Origin of the sequence: Blastococcus brunescens (assembly GCF_035320885.1) — a bacterium.
Classification (GTDB): Bacteria; Actinomycetota; Actinomycetes; order Mycobacteriales; family Geodermatophilaceae; genus Blastococcus_B; species Blastococcus_B brunescens.
Genome location: NZ_CP141261.1, coordinates 1,044,333 through 1,063,406, shown reverse-complemented (window position 1 = coordinate 1,063,406; position 19,074 = coordinate 1,044,333). Strand labels below are relative to the sequence as shown.

Here is a 19,074-nt window from a genome sequence, read left to right as displayed (position 1 = left end):
TCAGGCGCCGCGGAGAAGTCGTGGGGCAGGCGGGCGCCAGGGAAGGGCGAGCGCTTCCAGGAGCGTCTCGCCCTCCACTTGCACAAGGCGTAGACCGATGACTCCGCGTGCTGTTCGCGCTGGCGCCGACGCATCTCGCGGGCGCCCGGCGACCGCAGGGCGAGGGGCCAACTCGCAGCGGCTACCGCAAATGTCGGCGCCCACACCGCCATGGACACGGCGCGATCCCTAGCTCGGGGTTTCGTCGCGCATTACTGAGGGAAGCACGAAAGGTGCGGGGTGGCGCCGACACACTGGCGCGCAGGATCGCACGTGACCTGGAGGGCGCCCCGCGACTGCGGTGGCCGGTCACATCGATCGCGGCCCGGGGCGACGCCGTCGTCATCGGAGGCCCGCAGGGGACGGTGGCCGCGAAGGCGGTGGTCGTCGCTCTTCCCGTCAACGTGCAGCCCAACTTCAAGCTCGATGTGGACCTCGCACCGGCCGCCCGAAGGGCCATCGCAGAGGGGCAAGTGGGGCGCGCAGCCAAAAGGGTGGGCCACGCTGGAGCAGCCGGCGGACGTGCACTTGCTCGGCTGGTCGGATGCGGTGGAGGTCTACACCGTGCCAGGAGAGCGACGCTCGGCCATCGCACCTTCGGTGTGGCCGTCCCGAGCCATGAGGCCGCGCTGGATCAGTCCTGGTCAGCGGTCCAGGAACGGGCATCCCGACATCACGCTGGCCGGTCACCACCTGTCCCATGACTGGAACTCGGCCGTGCCCCGTGGGGTGGTGTAGCTCGTCCGCGTGCTGCCCTGCGGTGGTGCTGACTATGCCGTCTGCAGGGCGGGCTGGTCGATCACCTCGCTGGAGTCGGTGCGGCGGGGCTCGAGAGCGGTCGGCTCGGGCGGGTTGAGCATGGCCATGGAGGCTTCGGAGAGGTAGCGGCGGTCGGTGACCTGCCATTCGTCGTGGGCCTCGATCAGCACGCAGCTGGCGAGCCGGAGCAGGGCGGTGTCGTCGGGGAAGATGCCGACGACGTCGGTGCGCCGCTTGACCTCCTTGTTCAGCCGTTCCAGCGGATTGGTGCTCCAGATCTTCCGCCAGTGCGCCTGCGGGAAGTCGGCGAAGGCGGTGACCTCCTCGCGGGCGTCACGCAGCAGCGTGGCCACGGCGGGGAACTGCCGTTCCAGGGTGGTCGCGACGTTCTCCACGGCCTCACGAACGGTGTCGGCGGTGGGCTGGGCGAAGATCGTGCGGATCGCGGCGGCGACCATCTCGGCCTGCCCCTTGCTGACGCGGGCGAGCACGTTGCGCATGAAGTGCACCCGGCAGCGCTGCCAGGCAGTTCCGGCCAGCACGGTGTCGATGGCGTTGGTCAGGCCGCGGTGGGAGTCAGAGATGACCAGCTGCACCCCGGTCAGGCCGCGGAGGAAGTCGGTCCAGAACACCTCGTTCTCGCTGTCTCCGACGTCGCAGCCGAGCACCTCGCGGCGGCCGTCGGCGGAGACGCCGGTGGCGATCACGACGGCCCGGGAGACGACCCGGCCGTTGACTCGGGCCTTGCAGTAGGTGGCGTCGAGGAACACGTAGGGGAACGACTGCTCGTCCAGCGGCCGGGCGCGCCAGGCGGCGACCTCGGTGTCGAGCTGGCCGCAGATCCGGCTGACTTCGCTCTTGCTGATCCCGGACTCCACGCCCAGCGCGGCGACCAGGTCGTCGACCTTGCGGGTGGACACGCCCTCGACGTAGGCCTGCATCACCACCGCGTGCAGCGCGACGTCGATCCGCCGGCGCGGAGCCAGCAGGGAGGGAAGAACGAGCCGGTGCGCAGCTTGGGGATCTTCACCGTCAGGTCCCCGGTGGTCGTCGCGACGAGCTTGTCGCGGGTGCCGTTGCGCTGCGTCGTGCGGGTCTCGGTGCGCTCGTGCGGGCCGGCGCCGATCTGCGCGGTCGCCTCCGCGTCGATCAACGCCTGCAGCATGGTGAGCAGCAGCCGGCGCATCACCTCGCCGCCGTCAGCGCTGCGCAGTGCGTCGGTCAACTCGAGCAGGGCAGACTGATCCAGGGCCATCGTGTGAGTCCTCTTCTGTGAGTTCCTTGGCGGGTTCTCACAGAGCCTCACGCGGTGGCCCTCGACGTCGGTGACCGACACGATCACCGAGGCCAGGGGCCCGATCTACACCACTCCAGGGGACTCACCCCTGGAACTCCGACCCGTTGGCCCGAGGTACGTGGCACGCGGCGCGACCGGGCCAGGTGAACGGATGGCACGCGCTGGCGGACACCTCCGGGCCCTGCTTCTTCGCCGGCGGTGACATCTCGCGGCGGTGGATCGGGTGGATGGACGGGGCGATCACCTCCGGCGCCGACGCCGGAGCCCGCCTGCAGGCGCATCTCACCGGGCAGGCGGTGCCACCGGCCTCGGGGTGACGCCGCACGAGCCCGGCAGTCGCGCGGCCGAGCGATCAGGGCATCCGAGCCGTCCGGGGTCGGAGGAATGCGCTGACGACCTACCGGCCGAAGTAGACGTCGAGGGTCATCGACGGATTGGCGTGGCCCAGCTGGTCGGCCACCTGGCGCGGGCTGAGGCCGGCCTCGTCGAGGCGTGTGGCGACGGACTTGCGGAATGTGTGCGAGGTGACCTTCGACCAAGACCCTCCTCGCAGCGGATGCGTCGCCCGCCTGCCCCGGCCTTGAAGGGAACCATCCTCGTCGGGCCAATAGCCCGTTCTGTCGCAGGTTTCGCACTCGAACAAATCGAGCAACTGGCGGAGATTGGGGTTCTCCCCGGGCGTTGATGTGGGCTGGAGAGCGAGGTGAACGACGGCCGCTAGCCGACCCCGACCCACCGCGCGTCCGCGAACTCCGGGCGCTCCTCAGGCTTCGGGCGGGCGGCCTCCTCGCCGTCCACAGAGCCATCTTATTGGACAATTCAACAAGAACGCATCCCACCGACACCTTTGCTGCTTGCTAAGGGCGACTCAGCGGAGGGCCGCTGCCTCCCGGTGCTCCGGCGCGTCCGTGGGCGCCTCTCGGCCAGACTGAAGGGGCTCGCCGTCCGAGCCGTTCGCGACGAGTGTCCGGTGCAGCACGTCCAGGACAGCGCCGCTCACGATCCGCAGCTCCACGGCGTTCTGGTCCACGAAATGCTGGAGGACGACGCCTCGCAGCAGTCCGTGGAGCGCCATGGCATGCCCTTCGGCATCGACCGACGAGCGGATGCTGCCGTCGGCCACACCTTCGGAGAGGAAGTCGGCGAGCCGCTGCCTGAAGGAGGCGTACGCCTGCTGGACAGCGGTGCGCAGCTCGGGGACGTCGGAGACGGACTCGGCGGCCAGCACGAGCATGACCCTCGACGACGCCAGCTGGCGCCGCCGGCGCGTCATGCCGTCGAGGTAGTTCTCGAAGAGTTCGACGACCCGCTCATAACCGGAGGCCGCAGCGGTGCTCGACGACAACATGTCCGCGTAATCCGCGGCGATCTGATGAACAACCTCCTCCATAAGCGCGATCTTCGAACCGAAGTGGTAATTAGCCAGTCCGCGACTCAGCCCAGCCACCTCGCTGATGCGCGCCAGGGAGGCAGCGCCGTACCCCTCTTCCGCCAGCACCTTGACCGTGGCATTAATTAGCGCGCGGCGAGAAGCGTCCGTCCGCTGAGCCTGCGTGTGCTCGGGGCGAGCAGCCCTGCGTTCGCCGTTGACCCCCGGGCCGGACGTCACCATGACACCTCCACGTCATCGCCCTGCGGGTGCAGGCTGCGGAAATCCTAACGACGCCCTCGGGCTCCACGGCCGCGCCGCCGCTGTCGCCTTCCCGACAGGCGGCCACGTCGACCGGAGCCGCGCGACCGGCGCATCGAAAAAACTTCCTTGCTGAACGTATAGCATCTACAATCGAAGCCTCCGCGCCGCCCGCCCATCGGAGGAGTCCATGACCGGTACCGCCACATCCGTGGGAGCACGGCGCATGGGCGGACTTCTTCAGACCGTCGAGGCGCGGGACGCCATCCAACCGGACTGCACTCGGCCCGGGCCGGTCACCGGGCACCTACGAGGAGCCGGCAGCGTGCTGCGGTTCACGGCCTCGGACACCGCCCGGTGGTCGCCGGCCATCAGGCACTTCGGCTGTTCCCAGCCATCGACGCCCACGTCGTCAACCCTCGTCGACACCGCATGACCCATCCCGAGACCGACTCCACGCGACACAGAAAAGGTGACAGATGAACCACCGCACGGTCGTGCTATCCGAGACCGATTCTCGCAAGTACCTGCTCGCTCGCTGCGTGGTCGGTCCGCCCTTCGTACCGTCGGTGCTCGCTTCGGATGCCGATGCGGCCGTGTCGGCAGCCGACCGTGTCGGCCTCCCCGTGTCCGTCAAGGGTGTGTCCGCGGGCCTCGCTCACAAAGCCGCGGTCGGCGCGGTCGCGAATGATCTGCGTTCGCTGGACGAGGTCGACGCCGCGTGCCGGTCGATGGCGACGTCTGTTCAGGCCGCTGGACTGCCACTCGACGGCTTCCAGGTCCAGCCCTTCGCGCGCGCCGGAACGGACCTGTTTCTCTCCGCCATGTACGACATGACGTTCGGCGTGTGCTGCGTCGTCGGTCGCGGCGGCGGTGACGTGGAGTCCAACGGCTCGCTCTCGTTCATCCGAGCCGCCGACATCTCGGAGCAGACGGTCCGGGATGCGCTGGCGGGCGCCATCCCGGAGCGGCGCCTGGCAGCGTGGTCCGCAACGACGACGTTCGCCGACTTCGTGCAGCTCGCCCGGGAACTCGCCCGGCTCGTTGAGGTCGAGCCGGACGTTCGCGACATCGAGCTCAATCCGGTGCGCCTGGTCCCGGATGACTCTCTGGTCGTGCTCGACGCTCTGGTGACCCTCGATCATCCGCACGACGCAACGAACGGGCGGGCCCCCGATCCCGACGAGCAGCGGATGATCGCCGGCGTCTTGCGCGGCCTCGCTCCCCGGTCCGTGGCCGTGGTGGGGGTTTCCCGCAACGCCTCGGGAAATGGTTACGGCATCGTCCGGATGATCAGCGAATGCGGCTTCGACGGAGAGCTCTTCGTGATCCACCCGGCCGCGCGCGAAGTGCACGGCCTGCGCGCGACGTCGTTCGACGCGCTGGCCGACGGGAGCCGGATCGACGTCGTCGTGGTCACCGTCCCCCGAGCGCGGTGCCCAGCGTCCTCCAGGACCTCGAGCGTCTGGACGTCGGGATGGTCGTGACCATCACGTCGCTACCCGAGAGCGGCAACCCTGCTCGCGCCGCGATGGAGGACGCCATCGCGAGCAGCCGTCATGCGGTCGTCGGCCCGAACACCGCCGGCTACCTGACGACGCCGGCGCGACTGCGCGCCACCTCCGTGCGCACCGCAGGAATGCGTCCCGCGGAGCACGGGGGCACCATCGCCCTGACCACACAGAGCGGCTCGATCGGGAGCTATCTCGTCGGCCGGTGCTTCGAGGAGCACCTCGGTCTGCGCTACTGGATCCCCACCGGGAACGAGGCCCGGGTTCGCCTCCACCACGTCGTGGAGGCTTTCGCCGCGGACGAGGCCGTCGAGGTCATCGGCCTGTTCATCGAGGGGATCAGAGACGGCGACCGCCTCCTGGCGGCGCTGGACTCCGCTCGGGCGCACGGCAAGTTCGTGGCCGCCTACTGCATCGGCCAGACCGACGCCGGCAAGTCAGCAGCAAGCTCCCACACGGCCGCGGTGTCCGGCACGCACGCCGTGCTCATGCACATGCTGACGCAGCACGGTGTCCTCGTCACCGACACGGTCTCGGAGCTCTTCGACGTCCTCAAGGTCGCCGCCACGGCGTACGCGGGCCTCTGGTCCGAGAGTCGCCCACCGACGAGCGTGACCGCGATCTCGACCAGCGGCGGGTCGTGCAGCATCACCGCCGAGGAGTTCGCACGTCGGGGACGCACGCTGCCGCCCCTCCCCTGAGGTCGCCGCCACGCTGCGCGACACGTTGCCGGCCTACGCCACCATCGCGAACCCGATCGACGTCACCTTCGACGCCGTCATGGACCCAGGCGTGTTCCCAAGGCGCTCCGCGTGGTGGTGGACCATCTGCCGGAGTCCTTGCTGTACTTCCCGTTCGGCACCCAGGCCGGGCCGTCGGCGGTGACCACGGCCGACCAGATCATCGAGATCTATCGGGAGCGCGGCCTCCGGGTGGTCGCCAGCCGACTCGGTCCCGCGACGCTCTCGCCCGAGGTCAACGATCGCTACCGCGAGGTCGGCATCCCCGTCTTCGAATCGCCGCACGCGGCCGTGAACGCCATGTGCCTCGTCGCCGACCATCTCGATCGCCTCCGCGGCTCAGATGCCGACCGGCGCAGCTGAGCTCGCGCCGGTCGGCCTGTGGGGTAGCGCCCCGAGAGCCCCCGCGCATGGGGCGCCGCCGGTGATCCTCGTCCGCGCCGGACATGGCCGATCCGTCCCGGGTCCGTGACCGGAGCGACACGGACCCAACCCAGATCAGAGCATGCACACCCGGTGAGGAGAACTGGAATGACACTGTCTAGTGATGAGATGCGTGAGCCCGACGCCCCCTGGTGGTCCGGACGGACGAGACCGCGGTGACGGTTCTGTTCGCTCGGCCGGAGCGCCGCAACGCCCTGAACGTGGACATGAGCCGTGCACTCGGGAAATCTTGGACCACTATGCCGAGACACCGCTCCCTCTGGTGTTCAGAAGCGTCACCCCGGGGATGTTCGTCGCCGGGACCGACATCCCGTCGCTGTTGAAGCGGACCCTGCACGACAGCCTGGGCCGGATCAACAGCAGACTCTTCCAACGCATTGCCGACCACCCGTACCCGACGGTCGCCGTGGTCGCTGGCGCCGCACTGGGTGGCGGATGCGAGCTGGCGTTGGCGTGCGACTTCAGGATTACCACCGCCGACGCACTGTGGGGACTGCCGGAAGCGCGCCTGGGACTGATCCCGAGCGCGGGTGGACTGACGCGGCTGTCGACGTTGGTCGGTGCCGGTGCGGCTACCGATCTGGTGCTGACCGGGCGTCGCATCACGGGCGAGGAGGCACGGGCGATAGGTCTCGCCTCGCGTCTGGCCGGCACGGACTCGCCGGACGGGTTGGACGCGGCCCTAGACCAGCTACTTCAACAGCTCGCGGCCTGTGCCCCGATGGCGCAGCGCCTCGCCAAGGAGGCCATGCGAGTCGACGGCGACCGGCACAGGCTTGTGGACGCCGCCGCGCAGGCGCTGTGCATCTCGACCGACGACGCTCAGCAGCGACTGCAGGCGCTGGTGAACCGCAGCAAGTAAGAGCTCCGTACCGCGATCGGCGCCATCTGAGGCGTCCCCGGCGGCCGGCCGACATGTGGACGGCGTCCGTATACGTGACGCCGTCGGGGCGCCTGGTTCGAGTGTCCGACGTGGGCCGGCGACCGGGCATCGGCCGACGTAATCAAGCCATGCAGCCGTCCATGAATCTGCTGTGTCCTTCGCCGGAATGCCTACCGCATCCCCGACGGCTGAGCGTAGACCCGTAGGAGGCCTGCCGTGGCCGCGGCGATGTCCGCAGGAGTGGCGCAGCCGCCGCCGGGGAGTCACTGCCGAGCTCCAGGATGCATGTCAGACCGGCGCCGGCCATCCCCGCCGTTGCTCGCCCCAGAGCGCTTCATCGGACCCCGGGACGCTCCTTTTGGATGCTCCCCGAGCGACTGGGAACACCGAGCCTCGGGGCACGGTGCTATTGAGAGTCCAGCGGTCGGCCGGATCAACGTCCGAGACTCAGCCCGGAGACTGGTAGGCCGTCGAACTCCGGAGCATCTCGCCGATGGCTGAGCGCGTGCATCCCGCGCGATCCCTCAAGATCGATGCGGTGTGTTTCCCTGGGGCCGGTGGGGCGTCGGACCGCTTCACCGTTCCATCCGTCAGGGGCACTGCCTCCGCGGGTGAGTTGCCGTCGAGGACGGCTCGCGTCTGCGCGTGCACCGTCGCCTCGTGCAGCGACAAGACAGGGGTCACGCATGCATCCACGTCCGAGAAGACGTCCTCCCAGTGTCCGCGGGGCCGCGTCGCGAGGATGCGGCCGAACATCTCCCGTAGAGCGGACCAGTTCTTCCGGTCCCGTCGGTCGGGGATGTCGGACGGATCAAGCCCCAGGCCGGCCACGAACGTTGTGTAGAAGACCTCCTCGATGGCCCCGACCGCGAGGAACCGGCCGTCGGCCGTGCGATAGGTGGTGTAGTACGGCGCGGCCCCTGGAGGTCGTTCGCGCCAAGGGCGTCGGTCCACCGCCCTTGGCCGTGGAAGGCAAACGTCCTGCTCATGAAGTAGAGGCTGCTCTCGAAGATCGAGGTGGAGACGACAGTCCCCGCCCCGTCCGCCGGCGCTCTTCCAAGCCACTGAGGACGCCGAAAGCCAGCATCGCCCCGCCGCCGTAGTCACCGACGATGTTCAACGGAGGGAAGGGGCCCGCGTCGTCACCCCCGATCGCCCCGAGGACCCCTGCGAGCCCGATGTAGTTGATGTCATGGCCGGCCCGCTCGGAAAGGGGGCCTCGGCCTCCCCAGCCAGTGACGCTGCCGTACACGATCTGATCGTTGATCGACCAGCATTCCTGGGCGGAGAACCCGAGGCGGGCTGCGACCCCGGCCGGAAGCCCTCGATCACGACGTCCACCCCGGGCAGGAGCCGCCGCAGCGACTCTCTGCCTTGCTCGGTCCTGATGTCGAGCGCAATGGACTTCTTCCCGCGACGCAGTGGATGGGCATCGTGTTCGAGGCGGCTGGCATGGGCCCCACTCGGCGGGCGATCGACCCGGATCACGTCGGCGCCGTGGTCACCCAGCATCGCCCCGGCGAAGGGCACCGGTCCACGACCGCCCAGCTCCAGGACGGTGAGCTCGGCCAGGGGCCCTCCGGGATCCCGGACGCGGCCCCGGACGTCGTCGGATGCCACGTCAGCGCCTCTGGTCGAAGCGGCGGTCGAACACCGTCTCGGCGATGCGATTGCGCAGCATCTCGAGGGAGCCGCCGGCGATCATCCAGCCTCGAGTGCGGCGCAAGCAGTACTCCACCAGCGAGTCGGTCGAGTAACCCAGACCGCCCAGCACCTGCAGCGACTCGTTGGCGCACTCGAAGCCGGCGGTGTTGCAGGCGAGCTTCGCCACCGAGGTGTCGTACGCCGAGGGGATCCCTCCCTCGTCGGCGTTGGTGGCAGCCCGGTAGAGCAGCAGCTGCGCGGAATCGAGCTTGACCGCCATGTCGGCGAACTTCCACTGCAGGCCCTGGAACTCGCACAGCGCCTTGCCGAACTGCTCGCGGACCAATGCGTGCTCGCGCGCCTCCTCGTAGGCGTAGCGGCCCAGCGCCAGGGCGCGCGCGGAGTTGCCGATCCGCTCGACGTTGAAGCCGGAGATCTGCTTCTTGAACCCGCCGGGCCCCAGCAGCACGTTCTCGGCCGGGATCCGGCAGTCCTCGAAGACCAGCTCCGACCACTCCTCGCCGCTCATGTACTCGTGCTTGGCGCCGACGGTTAACCCGGGGTGTCCCGCTCCACCAGCACCGAGCCGATGTTCGACGTCCCGGGACCGAACCGGACGTAGACCAGGAAGAGCGTGGCCTCGGGGCTGTGCGTCCCGAAGATCTTCGTCCCGTTGATGACGTACTCGTCGCCGTCCTGGACGGCGCTGGTGCGCAACTCGGTCGCCGCGGAACCGGCCTCGGACTCCGACATCCCCAGCGAGATGAGCTTCTCCCCGGACAGCAGCCCGGGAGGAAGCGCTCCTTCTGCTCGGGGGTCGCGTACTCCGCCAGCGTCCGGATCGCGCCGAAGCTGCCGGCCTGCACGATATCGGCCGCCTTGGGCGAGGCGTAGGCGACCTCCTGGATGGCGATCACCGCGTCCATGAGCGACGCGCCCTGGCCGCCGTCCTCCTCGCGCAACGTCAGGCCGAGCAGGTTGTTCTTGGCCAGCTTCTTCGCCACGTCCCACGGATAGCCAGGCGCGTGCGCCAGCTCCACCGCCGAGTCGCGCAGCTCCGAGCGGGCGAAGTCCCGCACCGCGGCCGCGAACGCCGCCTGGTCCTCGTCGAGCCTGAAATTCACGTCATGTCCTCCTTGATTGTGGGGTTCCGGTCGTTTGCTAGATCAGCGGCGCTCGGTGATGGTGGGCCAGGACTCCTCGCGGACGCCGGCCAACGCCCGTTGCTGGTACTCAGTCCTCGACCTCGAGCTTGACTTTGTCGCCCTCGGCGCCCATGAGCCGACGACGGACCAGCTTCCAGATCGGTCCGCCGAACATCACGACCAGCGCGACGACCCAGATGGCGATCGCGATGCCGCTCTCCAGGAAATACGTCAGGTCGCCCCGGCTGAGGAACATGCCCTCGCGGAAGTGTTTCTCGATGAACGGACCCAGCACGAGGCCGACGATCAGCGAGGCGAGCGCGAAGTCGAGCTTCCGCAGCAGGTAGCCGACCACGCCCATGACCACCAGCACCCAGACGTCGAGCATGCTGTTGCGGGTGCTGTAGGCGCCGAGGACGGCGATGACGAGGATGCCGGGCATCAGCATGCTCTTCGGGATGCGCAGCAGGCTCACCCAGACGCCGACGAGCGGCAGGTTGAGGATCAGCAGCATCACGTTGGCGACGTACATCGACGCGATGAGGCTCCAGAAGATGTCCGGGCGCTGCTCGATCAGCAGCGGTCCGGGCTGGATGCCCTGCACCACCATCGCGGCGAGCATGAGCGCGAACGTGGCCGAGAACGGCAGCCCCAGGGACAGCAGCGGGACGAGGCTGCCGACGGCCGCGCCGTTGTTCGCCGCCTCCGGCCCCGCGACCCCTCCACGGCACCCTTGCCGAGCTCGTCACGGTGCTTGGAGAGCGCCTTCTCCGTGCGGTAGGAGGCGAAGCTCGACAGGGTCGCGGAGGGACCCGGGAGCAGGCCGAAGAAGAACCCGATCAACGATCCGCGGCCCCACGGAGCCCAGGCCCGCCGCCAGTCCTCGCGGGACGGCAGCAACTCGCGCAGCTTGACGCTGCGCACCGTGGCGGCGCGACCGGGGTCCTCCATGATGAGGAAGATCTCCGCGATGCCGTAGAGACCGACCGCGACCGGCACCAGCGAGAACCCGAGGGCCAGCTCCTGCAGACCGAACGTGAAGCGGAAGATGCCGGTGATCTGCTCCACCCCGACGGTGCCCAGCAGGACGCCGATGACCATCGGGAAGTACCCGCTGCCCGGACTGCCGCCGGCGACCCGCGCCAGGACCAGCAGCCCGCCGCCGGTCAGCGCCAGGTACTCCGCAGGCCCGAAGAGCAGCGCCACGTTGGCCAGCAGCGGCGACATGAGCGTGACGAGGATGATGGCGATCGTCCCGGCGATGAACGACCCGACGGCCATGATCGACAACGCGGCCCCGGCCCGGCCCTGCCGGGTCATCTCGTAGCCGTCGATGGCGGTGACCACCGAGGCGGCCTCGCCCGGCATGTTCATGAGGACCGACGTAGTCGACCCGCCGTACATCGACCCGGCGTAGACGCCGGCGATCATGATCAGCCCGCGGCCGGCGGCAGGGTGAAGGTGAGCGGCAGGATGAGCGCCGCGCCGGCCACCGGGCCTAGGCCGGGCAGGACACCGATCGCGGTGCCGGCCGCCGCGCCGACGAAGGCCGCGAGCAGCAGCTCGAACGTGAAGACCAGATCCAGGCCGTAGAGGAGTCCCTCGACGGGGTTCACCAGAACAGCCCTCCCAGCAGGCCCGTCGGCCCCGTGACGCCCATGGGCAGGCGCACCCCAAGCAGCTCCATGAAGAAGGCGGAGATGCCCAGGCCGATCGCCAGCCCGTAGAGGACGTTGCGCGGCCACGAACGATTGCCGAGCACGGACAGCGCGAAGATCATGAACAGCGACGCGCCGACGTACTGGCCGAGGAACTGGTACAGCGCCACGAAGGCGACGAGGCCCGCCGCCAGGAGCAGCACCGTCCGGCGCTTCTCCCCGTGGGCACCCGGAGCTCACCGGTGACCGCTTCGGTCCGCCAGGCCTCCACGATGGTCAGCACCGACGTGAGGACCAGACCGAGGCCGACGACCAGCGGGAACACCCCGCACCCGGCCGGTCCCCGGTCCCCATGGGGACGTTGGCCCACGTGTACCAGGCGAACCAGGCCCCGACGAGGAGGCCGATCGCCCCCGCGATCATCCGGCCCTTGCGCTTGCCGTCCAGGAAAGGCCGACGTGTGTCGATTTCGGCGTCAGCGGCGCTCTGCTGACTCATGGATCCCTTTCGTGTGGGTCGACGGAGGGCTCCGGTCGCGCCCAACCGGAGCAGGCGTGACCGGACCCGTACGCCGGATCAGGCGTCGGAGCCCTCGATCTCCTCGAAGAGGGGCCGGTAGTCGTCGATCTCCTGAGCAAGCTCGTCGAGCTGGATCGGGTCGAGGACGTAGCCGTTCTCCTCTGCGAACTGCGCGAACGCATCCGATTCAACGACCTGCTTCGAGACCTCGACCAGGGTGTCGCGGCAGCTCTCGTCGAGGTCGGCCGGCGCGATCACATAGAACCCCGTCGGCAGCGCCGCACCTCGTACTCCTCCCCGATCAGCGGCAGATCGGGAGCCGCCGCGTAAGGCTCGTCGTAAAAGACGCCCAGCGGACGCAGATCGCCGGAGTCCACGAAGCCCTGCATCGACGGGTAGTAAGTCCCGACCGAGGCGATCTCACCGGAAATGGTCGCGGTCAGCGCCTCACCGCCACCGCCGCTGAACGGCACCCGGTTGAGCTCGATACCCGACCGGATCTCCAGCAGCTTGGCGTTGGTGTCCGGTGTCCCGCCAGCGCCTGAGTGGGCGTACCCGATGCCGTTCGGGTCGGCCTCGGCCGCGGCCAGGAACTCCTCGAGCGTCTGCCACGGCGCATCCGCATCGACCGCCAGCACCACCGGGATGTCACCCAGCTTGATCACCGGCGTGTAGTCGTCGGTGGTCTGGAACGGGAGATCCGCATTAAGCATGGGCTGATTGACGAGGGCGGTCTGGTTGGCCAGCCCGAGCGTGTAGCAGTCCGGCTGCGCGGTCACCATCCCGGTGATGCCGATTGTGCCGGCACCGCCCTCACGGTTCTCCACGATGACCTCGACGCCGAGCTCCTCCGCCAGCAGGGACGCGAACTGGCGGCCGACCGGGTCGGTCGAGCCACCCGTGCCGTAGGGGATGATGAACGTGATCGGCCGGTTGGGCTCCCAAGCCCCGGCCTCGCCACCGCTGTCGCCACCACCGCTGTCACCACCGCCGTTGCTACCGCAGGCGACCAGGGCCAGGGCGCTGGCAGCCGCGATCGTGCCGCGCAGAGCGTGCTTCTTCATCATCGATCTCCTCGTCGTCGAGTACGTCATTCGGCTGCGACGTTCGGCTGTTCGGGTCCGCCGTCGAGATCCGGCGACGGTTTGAAGGAAAGGGCGTCACCCACTGCGCGACCATCCCAAGCCCCCCGCCTCGATGGGGAGCTGGCACTTGGCAGGGCCTCGGTGAGGTGTGTCACGGTTGCGTGCTTCCTGAACGTATAGCAAGTATTCACCGCTGACAACACCCGGCCGACCTGCACCCTCACTGGCGGCTCATCGGGCGCCGCTCGTTGCCTGCCGGTGCGGCTTTAGCTCTCCATGAGAAGCACCGAAGGGCTCCTGACGGTGGACTGCCTCGCCTCGGCGCGGAGGGCTGCCGAATGCAGCCCGACTGGAGGAGGCCAGAAGACCTGTCGCTCACCCCTCAACAGCGACCGTGCGTCGCCGCGTCACGGCAATCTCGTCGCTGACGCCTAGGAGCTGGCTGAAAAGGGGCAGGGCGCCTCTGCAGTCTGGCTGCAGTGAGGTCAGCACCCTTGGGTGCGACAAGAGGTCGGCCTGCCCGCAGTTCACGGTGGTCGGGTGGACGCTGCTGGTCAAGAGGTCAGCGCCCACTCACCGGCGGTGCCAGTGAGCCCGAGAGACCAGCGGCGGAGGTTGATCGCTGCGGTCCGCAGGTGCAACCATGTCCCGTACCGGCTTCAGTGGAGCCTTCCAACTGACGCTCCGACGGATGTCCGGGCGGGGGTCCGGTCGTGGTTCGTCTCTGCCGGGTAAGCCAGGCTCGCCGTTTGGCAGCCTGCGGGACACTGATGCAGACGTCGTCGTAGTGCTGGAGACGACGATCGTGGCATGATTGTGGCATGAGTAGAACACGGCTCAGCACCACTGTCGACGAGGACCTCCTTCAGACCGCTCGACGACTGCGATCCGGTGACACCGACGCCGCCATGATCGATGAGGCGCTCCGCGCGCTGGTGGCGCGCCACCGTTCAGCCGAAGTCGAGGCGAGCTACACCGCGTACGACGAACACCCGCTCGACGAACCGGACGAGTGGGGTGACCTGGCGTCATTCCGCGAAGCCGCCGGACGGTCGTGACGACGCTGCCCGCGCGCGGTGAGGTCTGGTGGTGCGAGATGGCCGAGATCGGGCGCCGCCCGGTCGTCGTCCTTTCCCGCGACGCAGTGATCCCCCGACACCGGCGCGCACTCGTCGCGCCCTGCACCACCACGATCCGCGGCCTCGTCAGCGAAGTCGGACTCGAGCCCGGCGAGGACCCGGTACCCCGCCGCTGCGTGGTCAACATGGACTCGGTCGAGAGCGTCTCTGTCGCGGTCCTCGTTGAGCGGCTCGGACGGTTGGCCGACACACGCATGCGGCAAATCTGCGGAGCACTCGCCGTCGCCGTCGACTGCGCGGACTGACGCTGTCTCGGCGAATAACCCCAAGAGTTCGCAGCGCAGCGGCACATGCAAGTCCGCCACCGTGCCGACCTCCGGTCCCAGAGGTCGTCCCGGACAGGGAAGGGCAACAGGGGACGCGCTTCTCTGGGCCGGCGTGGGTGGCGATGGCGCCGCGGACCGCAGCCCTCGACCGGCCACTGAACGACCGAAGGAGAAGAGCCGTCCGGTGACCACTTTTCGCAAAGGCACGTGGAAGGCACGACATGCGCCTGGCTCGGCGCTGAGCAGCAAAGATGACCCTTGGAGTCCCCAGCCTTCCAAGCTGGCCATGCCGGTTCGATCCCGGTCACCCGCTCCACTGCGAACTTGCTGGACACCGTTCACAGGTGTCCCATGACACCGCATCTGTTCAGGCGATCCGCGGCGTCCACCCCGCTACGAGGACAGCTAACCCAGCGACAGCGCCATCTGCATCCGCGCTGGATAGAGGTTCTCCGCCGCGTCGGCGAGCACGTCCCAGGAATCCACGCGGATCTCCGCTTCCGAGCCGAGGGATGCAGCAGTCAGCGCGACCTACGTCGCGCCTCAGCGCCCGTCAGCGCCGGAGCGACCTGACCACGGTTCGCACACCGACGTACGCGGCGGCGCCTGCGGCCACCCACGGCCCGGCCACGATCACCGGATCCAGGGGCTGGTGCGCGAGGTCGGCCCGCTTGGTACCGACGCGCGACGCGAAGCCGTGATGGGTGAACTCGCTGCGCACCCGGTCTCGGTCAGCGGGTTGTCCGGACGCAGGCTGAGGAACGACATGAGGTGGCTCTCCCAGGCATCGACCCGGTCGGCCGCGATCAGCAGCAGCCAGTGCGCGGCACGCCCTCGCTGTACCTCCGGTAGGAGAGCTTGCGCAGTACACCGGACAGGCCTTTCGGCGGGCATGCGGTGCCGAAGACCGGCGTCAGGAATTTGTGCTCGATCGAACGCTCCCGGGGCCACTTCTCCGGTTGCCGGTCGGGGAACTCCCAGTGCGCGCCGGTGAGGTCCTCCCGGAACTGAAGCTTGGGGACCGAGGGGCGGTCCTTCGGGTCGAGGTCGGCGCCCCAACCCGGGATGCGCGCCCGCAGCTGGTCAGCGGACTCCGCCAGCGGCGGCCTGTGCGGTGTGTAAGCCATGGTTCCGGTTCCCTGTCAGGCCGCGCTCGGCACGACGATCGGCTTGATGCAGCCGTCCAGCTTGGCCGAGAAGACGTGGTAGCCCTCGGCGATGTGCTCGAGCGGGAAGCGGTGCGTCACCAGCTCGCTCGGCTTGAGGTAGCCGTTGCGCACGTGCTCGAACAGGCGGGGCCACTGGCGCTTCACGGGGCACTGGTTCATCCGCAGGGTGAGCCCCTTGTTCATCGCGTCGCCGAACTTCACCGCGCTGAACAGCGGGCCGTAGGCGCCGACGACGGAGACCGTGGCGCCCTTGCGCACCGAATCGATCGCCCAGTTCAGCGCCACGGGCGAGCCACCCTGCAGCTTGAACTTGGCGGAGGTGACGTGCTGCAGGAAATTGCCGTCCGCCTCGGCGCCGACCGCGTCGATGGCCACGTCCGCGCCGAGGTGGTCGGTGGTCTTCTTCATCTCCACGACGATGTCGTCGTACTCGGTGAAGTTGTAGGTCTCGGCGTGGGCGAACGACCGGGCCTTCTCCAGCCGGTACTCGAGGTGGTCGATCACGATCACCCGGCCGGCACCCATCAACCAGGCGGATCTCGCGGCGACCAGCCCGACCGGTCCGGCTCCGAAGACGACGACCACGTCACCCTCGACGATCTCGCCCAGCTGCGCGCCGAAGTAGCCGGTGGGCACCGCGTCGGTCAGCAGCACGGCGTCCTCGTCGTCCATCCACTCCGGGATCAGCGCTGGCCCGACGTCGGCGAAGGGCACGCGAACGAACTGCGACTGCCCGCCGTCGTACCCACCGCAGGTGTGCGAGTAGCCGTAGATGCCGCCGACCGCCGTCGCATTCGGATTGACGTTGTGGCAGTTGGAGTACAGCCCGCGGGCGCAGAACCAGCACGAACCACAGAAGATGTTGAACGGCACCATCACCCGGTCGCCGACCTTCAGGTTCCGCACCGACGAGCCCACCTCGTGGACCACGCCGATGAACTCGTGCCCGAACGTCATCCCGACCCGGGTGTCGGGCATCATCCCGTGATAGAGGTGCAGGTCAGAGCCGCAGATGGCCCCCAGCGTGACGCGCACGATCGCGTCGTTGGGGTGCTCGATCGAGGGGATGTCCTTCTCCTCGACCCTGATCTTGTACGGCCCTCGATAGACCATCGCACGCATCGGCGTTCCTCCGCAGCGGCTGCGGGCGAGACGGCCCCCAGCAGTGGACGGTCACTCCCGGGGCTGAGGGGCGGCCACCACTCGACTCTCCGCCGCGCCCCGCACTCCCGCCACCCGACAGGCCCGCCGGGCGGGTCACGGCAGCGCACGCGGAGAATCCGGTCCACGCTGACCGGACCCTTCCGCACCGTCGCGCTGCCGAGTGATGATCCGCGTCCCGAACGCAGGATTCTCTCGTGGCGTCGTCTGCTGCTCTGCCTCGCGGCAGGCTCCCTTGGAGGAGTCGCGGTCGGCGTGCTCGTGTCACCGGAACTCTCGGTGCTGGTCGGCTGGACCGTCGCGGCGACCGGGATCCCGGCCTGGTGTGGCGGCTGAGCTGACACCAGGACCACGAGGGCACGAGCGGCTCGCCGAGGAGGAGGGGCGGTCGCACGTCACCGACACCGCCGTCCTCATCGCCGCCGTGGCCAGCCTGGCCGCGGTGGTCGTCGGGTTGTTCCGCTCCGGCAGTTCCGGCTGGCGATTCCCAGCTCCCACTGGGGCGCGCCGGCCAGTGTCCCGCCCCGGGTCGGTGCACGTGGGAGGACCTCCGGGGTCGACTCCGGGGCCGACTCAGCGCGCGACACGACGCGTCCCACGCTCGGGGCACGGCGGATGCAGCCTCAGGCGACCCGGCGGAGGGCGGCCCGGGCGTGCGCGACGGCCGCCGCCGTGGACACCACCGACCCGGGTCGAGGTCCGGCCTCCGGCGTCCTCTCCGGGCCCAGGGGTGAGGGTTTGCCCGCGGCGACGAGGAAGGCGTGCAGGCTCGCCGCATCGAACCCGGCGTCGACGCGGTTCAGCAGTCGCGCCACGTAGCGCAAGTTCAACCACTGCTGTGTCGCGTCCCCGACCTTGTCCCAGTGGTCGAGCACGGTGAGGAACGCGCGCGCGGCCGCCACCGGATCGCCGTGCACCGCGCGGGTCGCGGCCGCCTCCATCATCGCGATCCCGTGCCACCAGAAGTTGCGCACGGATGCCGCCAGCTCGGCGGCCTCGTCGAGGAAGGTCAACGCCCGCTCGGGCTCCGACTTCTTCAGCACGAGGCCGAGTGCGTAACGGGCCATCGAACGCGCCGTCGGGTTGGCCGTCTCCTCTGCCACGTCGAGGCACTCTTGCGCGGCCGCAACCCCTTTCTGCGGTTCCCGGCGCACCGCCTGGCACACCGCGACGTAGTACAGCGTCCACACCAGGCGGATCCGCTCGCCGTCTGCGCGGGCGCGCTCCGCCGCGGCGGCGTAGTGCCGCAGGGCGCGGTCCACGTCCCCTCGTAGAGCGCGACGTCGGCGAGCACGTCCCCGGGTACGCGATGCGCGCGCTGCCCGCGGGCGGCAGCCGGCCGTCCGCCCGGCGCGCCAAGCTCGCGGCCAGGGCGAACTCACCGCGGTTCCACGCCCCCGGGAGGCGGCCCCTACGGCCGCGACGTACCGGGGATGGTGGGGGTCGGCGTCGGCCAGCACCCGCTCGGCCCAACCGGAGGCCTCGTACCCGATCCGGAGGTGCACCAGCTCGGGCACGGCCGCCACCAGCCGCACGGCCAGGTCCCAGTCGCGGTCTGCGCAATGCTGGACGAACGCGGCACGGACATTGTCGTAGTCGGCCAGGGCCTCCTCCACCCACGCCCGCTCATCCGGGCCCTGCACGCCGTGCGCCGCTCGCTCGGCAAGCTCCACGTAGTACTCGGCGTGCCTCCGGGCCAGAGCGACGTCGGCTCCTCCGCCCCCGTCCGCGAGCGTCCGTAGGCCCGCAGCGTCTCCAGCAGTCGGTAGCGACTGTGGACACCGCTTGCGGCCACCACCATGGAGCGGTCGACGAGCCGCGTCAGCCGGTCCAACGTGTCGTCCTCGGCTGCCGCCGGGTCGGCGACCCGGTGCACCGCGCGCAGGTCGGCACCACCCACGAACACCGACATGCTGCGGAACAGTTGCCGCTCTGCCTCGGGGAGCAGGCGATAGGACCACTCGATCGCCGCTGTCAGGCTCTGG

At 69.3% G+C, this 19,074-nt stretch carries 21 protein-coding genes and 6 pseudogenes; 9 read left to right on the top strand and 18 right to left on the bottom strand.

Translation table 11 applies throughout. The features are described 5' to 3' along the window. Positions 1-107 precede the first annotated feature (107 nt). A complete protein-coding gene (locus U6N30_RS33525; protein ID WP_422678042.1) occupies positions 108-743 on the top strand; it encodes an FAD-dependent oxidoreductase in 636 nt (211 codons plus the stop codon). A gap of 66 nt (positions 744-809) precedes the next feature. Here U6N30_RS33525 and U6N30_RS07210 read toward each other — a convergent pair. Beyond that, positions 810-2,053 (bottom strand): annotated as a pseudogene (locus U6N30_RS07210) (IS256 family transposase). 134 nt (positions 2,054-2,187) lie between these two features. Between U6N30_RS07210 and U6N30_RS07205 the strand changes: the two are divergent. Beyond that, a pseudogene (locus tag U6N30_RS07205) lies at positions 2,188-2,412 on the top strand (FAD-dependent oxidoreductase); the annotation flags it as partial. 80 nt (positions 2,413-2,492) lie between these two features. Here U6N30_RS07205 and U6N30_RS07200 read toward each other — a convergent pair. Next, positions 2,493-2,747, bottom strand: a complete 255-nt coding sequence (locus U6N30_RS07200) for a tyrosine-type recombinase/integrase (RefSeq protein ID WP_324276733.1) — start codon at positions 2,745-2,747, stop codon at positions 2,493-2,495. Positions 2,748-2,963: 216 nt separating this feature from the next. Next, a complete protein-coding gene (locus U6N30_RS07195; RefSeq protein ID WP_324276732.1) occupies positions 2,964-3,707 on the bottom strand; it encodes a TetR/AcrR family transcriptional regulator in 744 nt (247 codons plus the stop codon). Between the two features lie 208 nt (positions 3,708-3,915). Between U6N30_RS07195 and U6N30_RS07190 the strand changes: the two genes are divergently transcribed. The 5 genes from U6N30_RS07190 (at position 3,916) to U6N30_RS07170 (ending at position 7,282) form a co-directional block, all read left to right on the top strand. Further along, positions 3,916-4,161 carry a hypothetical protein gene (locus U6N30_RS07190; RefSeq protein WP_324276731.1) on the top strand — a complete coding sequence of 82 codons (246 nt, stop codon included), beginning with the start codon at positions 3,916-3,918 and terminating at the stop codon, positions 4,159-4,161. Between the two features lie 43 nt (positions 4,162-4,204). Further along, positions 4,205-5,212: an acetate--CoA ligase family protein gene (locus U6N30_RS07185; RefSeq protein ID WP_324276730.1), complete on the top strand. Its 1,008-nt coding sequence runs from the start codon at positions 4,205-4,207 to the stop codon at positions 5,210-5,212. Beyond that, positions 5,203-5,937 carry a hypothetical protein gene (locus tag U6N30_RS07180; RefSeq protein WP_324276729.1) on the top strand — a complete coding sequence of 245 codons (735 nt, stop codon included), beginning with the start codon at positions 5,203-5,205 and terminating at the stop codon, positions 5,935-5,937. Before U6N30_RS07185 ends, U6N30_RS07180 begins: the two co-directional genes overlap by 10 nt. 111 nt (positions 5,938-6,048) lie before the next feature. Further along, on the top strand, positions 6,049-6,339 hold the full coding sequence (locus U6N30_RS07175) for a hypothetical protein (protein ID WP_324276728.1): 291 nt from the start codon (positions 6,049-6,051) through the stop codon (positions 6,337-6,339). A 343-nt stretch (positions 6,340-6,682) separates the two neighbouring features. Further along, positions 6,683-7,282, top strand: coding sequence for an enoyl-CoA hydratase/isomerase family protein (locus U6N30_RS07170; RefSeq protein ID WP_324276727.1), 600 nt, complete (start codon positions 6,683-6,685; stop codon positions 7,280-7,282). A gap of 468 nt (positions 7,283-7,750) precedes the next feature. On the opposite strand, the gene U6N30_RS07165 is transcribed toward U6N30_RS07170, so the two are convergent. The 10 genes and pseudogenes from U6N30_RS07165 to U6N30_RS07125 all read right to left on the bottom strand — a co-directional run bounded on the left by U6N30_RS07165 (position 7,751) and on the right by U6N30_RS07125 (position 13,363). Then, a complete protein-coding gene (locus tag U6N30_RS07165; RefSeq protein WP_324276726.1) occupies positions 7,751-8,257 on the bottom strand; it encodes a CoA transferase in 507 nt (168 codons plus the stop codon). Positions 8,258-8,288: 31 nt separating this feature from the next. Continuing rightward, positions 8,289-8,815: pseudogene (locus tag U6N30_RS07160) on the bottom strand (CoA transferase). A gap of 109 nt (positions 8,816-8,924) precedes the next feature. Next, positions 8,925-9,476 carry an acyl-CoA dehydrogenase family protein gene (locus U6N30_RS07155; RefSeq protein WP_324276725.1) on the bottom strand — a complete coding sequence of 184 codons (552 nt, stop codon included), beginning with the start codon at positions 9,474-9,476 and terminating at the stop codon, positions 8,925-8,927. Positions 9,477-9,499: 23 nt separating this feature from the next. Further along, the gene (locus U6N30_RS07150; protein WP_324276724.1) at positions 9,500-9,700 is read right to left on the bottom strand and encodes an acyl-CoA dehydrogenase family protein; all 201 of its coding nucleotides are present in this window, start codon (positions 9,698-9,700) and stop codon (positions 9,500-9,502) included. 32 nt (positions 9,701-9,732) lie between these two features. Then, positions 9,733-10,071, bottom strand: a pseudogene (locus tag U6N30_RS33520) (acyl-CoA dehydrogenase family protein); the annotation flags it as partial. A 109-nt stretch (positions 10,072-10,180) separates the two neighbouring features. Next, positions 10,181-11,708: pseudogene (locus U6N30_RS07145) on the bottom strand (tripartite tricarboxylate transporter permease). Further along, the gene (locus U6N30_RS07140; protein ID WP_324276723.1) at positions 11,705-11,953 is read right to left on the bottom strand and encodes a tripartite tricarboxylate transporter TctB family protein; all 249 of its coding nucleotides are present in this window, start codon (positions 11,951-11,953) and stop codon (positions 11,705-11,707) included. Before U6N30_RS07140 ends, U6N30_RS07145 begins: the two are co-directional and overlap by 4 nt. Positions 11,954-12,026: 73 nt before the next feature. Continuing rightward, positions 12,027-12,248 carry a hypothetical protein gene (locus U6N30_RS07135; RefSeq protein WP_324276722.1) on the bottom strand — a complete coding sequence of 74 codons (222 nt, stop codon included), beginning with the start codon at positions 12,246-12,248 and terminating at the stop codon, positions 12,027-12,029. A gap of 78 nt (positions 12,249-12,326) precedes the next feature. Beyond that, on the bottom strand, positions 12,327-12,527 hold the full coding sequence (locus tag U6N30_RS07130) for a hypothetical protein (RefSeq protein WP_324276721.1): 201 nt from the start codon (positions 12,525-12,527) through the stop codon (positions 12,327-12,329). Then, complete coding sequence (locus U6N30_RS07125; RefSeq protein ID WP_324276720.1) at positions 12,524-13,363, bottom strand: Bug family tripartite tricarboxylate transporter substrate binding protein; 840 nt, start codon at positions 13,361-13,363, stop codon at positions 12,524-12,526. The genes U6N30_RS07130 and U6N30_RS07125 overlap by 4 nt, the downstream gene beginning before the upstream one ends. Positions 13,364-14,175: 812 nt before the next feature. On the opposite strand from U6N30_RS07125, the gene U6N30_RS07120 reads away from it, so the two are divergent. Continuing rightward, positions 14,176-14,412, top strand: a complete 237-nt coding sequence (locus U6N30_RS07120) for a type II toxin-antitoxin system VapB family antitoxin (protein WP_324276719.1) — start codon at positions 14,176-14,178, stop codon at positions 14,410-14,412. After that, on the top strand, positions 14,409-14,738 hold the full coding sequence (locus U6N30_RS07115; RefSeq protein ID WP_012948661.1) for a type II toxin-antitoxin system PemK/MazF family toxin: 330 nt from the start codon (positions 14,409-14,411) through the stop codon (positions 14,736-14,738). Before U6N30_RS07120 ends, U6N30_RS07115 begins: the two co-directional genes overlap by 4 nt. 574 nt (positions 14,739-15,312) lie before the next feature. On the opposite strand, the gene U6N30_RS07110 is transcribed toward U6N30_RS07115, so the two are convergent. The 5 genes and pseudogenes from U6N30_RS07110 to U6N30_RS35330 form a co-directional block, all read right to left on the bottom strand. Continuing rightward, positions 15,313-15,480 carry a hypothetical protein gene (locus U6N30_RS07110; RefSeq protein ID WP_324276718.1) on the bottom strand — a complete coding sequence of 56 codons (168 nt, stop codon included), beginning with the start codon at positions 15,478-15,480 and terminating at the stop codon, positions 15,313-15,315. Positions 15,481-15,565: 85 nt separating this feature from the next. Next, positions 15,566-15,886 (bottom strand): hypothetical protein, encoded by a 321-nt coding sequence (locus U6N30_RS07105; protein ID WP_324276717.1) that lies wholly within the window; start codon positions 15,884-15,886, stop codon positions 15,566-15,568. A 15-nt stretch (positions 15,887-15,901) separates the two neighbouring features. Beyond that, positions 15,902-17,050: a zinc-dependent alcohol dehydrogenase gene (locus tag U6N30_RS07100; protein ID WP_324276716.1), complete on the bottom strand. Its 1,149-nt coding sequence runs from the start codon at positions 17,048-17,050 to the stop codon at positions 15,902-15,904. Positions 17,051-17,712: 662 nt separating this feature from the next. Beyond that, complete coding sequence (locus tag U6N30_RS07095; protein ID WP_324276715.1) at positions 17,713-18,762, bottom strand: hypothetical protein; 1,050 nt, start codon at positions 18,760-18,762, stop codon at positions 17,713-17,715. A 116-nt stretch (positions 18,763-18,878) separates the two neighbouring features. Continuing rightward, positions 18,879-19,001, bottom strand: a pseudogene (locus U6N30_RS35330) (hypothetical protein); the annotation flags it as partial. Positions 19,002-19,074 lie beyond the last annotated feature (73 nt).

Excerpts from the sequence above, each read along its gene's own strand:
- U6N30_RS07100 (WP_324276716.1), bottom strand. The coding sequence starts at position 17,050 with ATGCGTGCGATGGTCTATCGAGGGCCGTACAAGATCAGGGTCGAGGAG.
- U6N30_RS07120 (WP_324276719.1), top strand. The coding sequence starts at position 14,176 with ATGAGTAGAACACGGCTCAGCACCACTGTCGACGAGGACCTCCTTCAG.
- U6N30_RS07125 (WP_324276720.1), bottom strand. The coding sequence starts at position 13,363 with ATGACGTACTCGACGACGAGGAGATCGATGATGAAGAAGCACGCTCTG.
- U6N30_RS07195 (WP_324276732.1), bottom strand. The coding sequence starts at position 3,707 with ATGGTGACGTCCGGCCCGGGGGTCAACGGCGAACGCAGGGCTGCTCGC.
- U6N30_RS07135 (WP_324276722.1), bottom strand. The coding sequence starts at position 12,248 with ATGAGTCAGCAGAGCGCCGCTGACGCCGAAATCGACACACGTCGGCCT.
- U6N30_RS07185 (WP_324276730.1), top strand. The coding sequence starts at position 4,205 with ATGAACCACCGCACGGTCGTGCTATCCGAGACCGATTCTCGCAAGTAC.
- U6N30_RS07155 (WP_324276725.1), bottom strand. The coding sequence starts at position 9,476 with ATGAGCGGCGAGGAGTGGTCGGAGCTGGTCTTCGAGGACTGCCGGATC.
- U6N30_RS07150 (WP_324276724.1), bottom strand. The coding sequence starts at position 9,700 with ATGTCGGAGTCCGAGGCCGGTTCCGCGGCGACCGAGTTGCGCACCAGC.
- U6N30_RS07105 (WP_324276717.1), bottom strand. The coding sequence starts at position 15,886 with ATGGCTTACACACCGCACAGGCCGCCGCTGGCGGAGTCCGCTGACCAG.
- U6N30_RS07190 (WP_324276731.1), top strand. The coding sequence starts at position 3,916 with ATGACCGGTACCGCCACATCCGTGGGAGCACGGCGCATGGGCGGACTT.
- U6N30_RS07180 (WP_324276729.1), top strand. The coding sequence starts at position 5,203 with ATGGTCGTGACCATCACGTCGCTACCCGAGAGCGGCAACCCTGCTCGC.